Annotated in this window: 3 protein-coding genes; all 3 read left to right on the top strand. The window is 58.6% G+C overall.

What is annotated here, in order from left to right; all coding sequences use genetic code 11:
- Positions 1 to 336 (top strand): HAD family hydrolase (locus ACR0P8_RS09335; protein WP_432624797.1); only part of this gene is annotated, 336 nt, incomplete at its 5' end.
- A 148-nt stretch (positions 337 to 484) separates the two neighbouring features.
- Positions 485 to 1,291 (top strand): TraX family protein, encoded by an 807-nt coding sequence (locus ACR0P8_RS09330; RefSeq protein ID WP_432624796.1) that lies wholly within the window; start codon positions 485 to 487, stop codon positions 1,289 to 1,291.
- Between the two features lie 119 nt (positions 1,292 to 1,410).
- Positions 1,411 to 2,433, top strand: a complete 1,023-nt coding sequence (locus ACR0P8_RS09325; protein ID WP_432624795.1) for a LacI family DNA-binding transcriptional regulator — start codon at positions 1,411 to 1,413, stop codon at positions 2,431 to 2,433.
- Positions 2,434 to 2,474: the final 41 nt, after the last annotated feature.

Below are 2,474 nucleotides of genomic sequence, written 5' to 3'. Positions count from 1 at the left end.
GCGCAGGCCTGCTACACGCGTCCGGAATTGGAGATGACGGGACTGTCGAGCGTGCTGGACGACGTGATCATCTCCAGTGAGGAAAAGATCCGCAAGCCCGCGCGCGACCTGTACATGCTGGCGCTCGACCGCGAGTTCGTCACCGCCAAGAACGCGCTCATGGTGGGCAACGACGAGAAGAACGACATCATCGGCGCCAATTCCGCCGGCATCGACGCCGCGTATTTCCGTACGGAGATTTCGCCGGCGAACGATCCGCAGGTGTCGGAGCATGCTGTATGTTCTTTTAACGGCGCGGATTACGACGGGCTGCTGAAATTCGTGCTGGACGCGTGAATCGCGGCGCTGGCCGCACGTGGGCTTGTATATAGTCCAACGTGCGAGTCGCGCGTAAGCCGCACGTGAAACGCACATAGGCCGTGTATCGATTAATCGATTACCTAATCGCGCGCACGCAAGGGCGCGCATATGAACAGGAGGACGTATGGAAGGCTATGCCGATCAGGGAGCTGGAACCGATTCGACCGAACAGATTGGATTCAGCGCCGCGCGCCGAGCCAAGAAGAAGCGCCGTGGTCTGACGGTGTTCCAGCTCAAGGTCATCGGCGCGGTGGCGCTGGTGCTGTCCGCCGGCTCCACCACCATCGTCCCGCTGTTCTTCGGCTCCGACCCGAACAACATGACGTCGCTGACTGCAATGGTTCTCAGCGAGGTGGCTTCCTGGTTCGCTATTCCGATCTACGCGTGGCTTCTGGTGCAGGGCTTTATGAAAACGCACGGCCGTGTTGCATACGGTTTGCAGTTGTTTGCACTCGCCGTGGTGTGCGAGGTGCCGTATGACCTCGCCACGTCCGGAAAGACTTTCGACCTGGGTTCGCAGAACCCGGTTTTCGGCCTGTTCGTTGCGTTTGTGGTGCTTGCGGCGCTTGAATGGGTGGGCGAGCATTACCAGAAGGCCATGAAGGTGGTTTTCTCGGTCCTTCTGGTGGTGGTCGGCCTGCTGTGGGACCTGCTGCTGCGCGTCGGACTGCGCCAGCACATGATGAGCATTGGCGCCGTGACCCTTGGTTTCGTGCTGATTTTCAAGCTTATGCGGCAGTATGAGAATTCGATGATGTTCACCGCCGGCCTGTTCGGCGCGGTGATGATGATCACGCCTGGCGTGGGCGTCGCGTTCGTGCATTACGACAATGGCCGTCTGGGCTATAAGCATTCGTGGACCAAGTGGGCTTTTTACGCTCTGTACCCGATTATTTTGATTATTTGTGCAATTTGCGCAAAACTAGCGTGATTTTTGACAACGTTCGCAGTATGATGGAAAAAGAATGAGAGAGCATCGCCGCTCAAACGAATATTTCCAATGCTGGAAACGTTTGTGATTTCGGTGCTGAAGCCGCAAAGGGGATAGAGATGGACAAAGCAGGCATTCGTGAGGTTGCCAAAGCCGCCGGTGTGTCGATTTCCACGGTTTCGCGAGCGTTCACACGTCCGGAACTGGTATCCGACCGCACCCGTCGCAAGGTTCTGGAAACCGCGGACAAGCTGGATTTCAACATCTCCCGTTCCGCCACGTCGCTGAAGTCCGGACAGTCGTTCCGTGTGGCGATGCTGATGAACGAGGAGATCACCAGCTGGTTCAATACGGAGGTCTTCGCCGGTATCGATTCCATCATGCACGATGCCGGATATGACGTGTCGCTGTTCCAGCACGTCGACACGGCCGAGAATCGTAAGGAATTTTTCACGAATCTGCCGGTCCGCCGCAACGTGGACGCCGTGTTCGTGACGTCCTTCGGCGTGGAGTCGAAGGAGATCCAGCAGCTCAAGCGCATCCACGTGCCGATCGTCGGCATCAATACGCCGTCGCAGCGCGGATTCGACGCCACCATCTCCATCGACGATGAGGACGGCATGTTCACCGCCGCGCAGCATCTGATCAATCTGGGCCACAAGAATATCGTGTACGTGTGCTCCGAGGCCGTGGATTCCATCAACTCGTCCATCGATGCGCGTGGGCAGGGCTTCATCCGCGCCTGCAAGACGATGGAAAGCACTCACGACTTCAAGTGGCGGGTGCTTTCCGTTCCTCGTGGCAAGACGTTCGCGGATTCGGCGTTGACCGCGCTGCTGGCGCTTGACGAGTTCCCGGACGGCATCTGCTGCCAGACCGATATGATGGCGATCCCGCTGGTGCTGCGCCTGGACAGGTACGGCCACCATACGCCGACGGACTATTCGATCATCGGCTTTGATGATTCGCCGTATGCGGACACCGTGAACCTGACCACCATGCGCCAGGATCCGTATGCGATGGGTCGCGCGGCGGCGCAGAAGGCCATGAAGCTGATCGAGGGCGAGCAGCTGGAGAACGCGCATGAGATCGTGCGTGCGCAGCTGGTGCTGCGTGGCACCGATTCCGTGTACGGGCGGTAGATTGCGTCTTGCCATGGCTGCGTCTTGCAGCCATGGTTTGG

It is taken from the genome of Bifidobacterium sp., from assembly GCF_050874245.1.
Classification (GTDB): domain Bacteria; phylum Actinomycetota; class Actinomycetes; order Actinomycetales; family Bifidobacteriaceae; genus Bifidobacterium.
This window is presented reverse-complemented; position numbering and strand designations above follow the sequence as displayed.

Excerpts from the sequence above, each read along its gene's own strand:
- ACR0P8_RS09330 (WP_432624796.1), top strand. The coding sequence starts at position 485 with ATGGAAGGCTATGCCGATCAGGGAGCTGGAACCGATTCGACCGAACAG.
- ACR0P8_RS09325 (WP_432624795.1), top strand. The coding sequence starts at position 1,411 with ATGGACAAAGCAGGCATTCGTGAGGTTGCCAAAGCCGCCGGTGTGTCG.